We start from the raw sequence: 582 nt of genomic DNA on the forward strand, positions 1-582 counted from the left end.
AGTTGCGCGGCGGTGAGGGTCGGATAGGTGGAGTGCAGGTAGGGGAAGCCCAGCAGGGCGTTGAGGTCCGCCGCGATGTTGAAGATGCTCCGCGGGAAGTACGCGATGGGGTCGTATTGGACCGTGTAGATGGCCGTCTGGTAGAGGGTGTCCACCGGGGTCACGACGTGGAACGCGCCGAAGCCGGGGATGAAGTGCGTGAGGATGCCGGTGCCCGGCACGTTCGGGTCGGAGAGCAACACGAACGACAGCAGGTCCGAACTCGGCCGGATGGCCGCGGGCAGGGCGTCGAGGTAACGCATTTCCAGGGTCGCGATCGTCGCGCTCTGCGAATACCCCAGCACCACAACATGATTGCCCGCGCCGGTTTGGGTCAGGATGGCGTTGTTGAGTATCGCCACACCCTGCCGGACCGACTGCCCGAAGGTTTCGCTGGTGAGGCCGGTGACGGGCCAGAAGTCCTCGGGCGTGGTCAGACCCACCGGGCTGTAGCCGGGGTAGTGCGGGGCGATGTAGGTGTTGTAGACCGACGTCACGTAGGAGGGCGTGGGTTGCGGGTTTCCGGTCCCGCCCATGATCAAC

General features: G+C 65.3%; 1 protein-coding gene. It reads right to left on the minus strand.

Annotated elements, in window-relative coordinates; genetic code table 11:
* Positions 1–582 (minus strand): PE-PPE domain-containing protein (locus HMPREF0591_RS30150; protein ID WP_040624615.1); only part of this gene is annotated, 582 nt, incomplete at both ends.

It is taken from the genome of Mycobacterium parascrofulaceum ATCC BAA-614, assembly GCF_000164135.1.
GTDB classification, from domain to species: domain Bacteria; phylum Actinomycetota; class Actinomycetes; order Mycobacteriales; family Mycobacteriaceae; genus Mycobacterium; species Mycobacterium parascrofulaceum.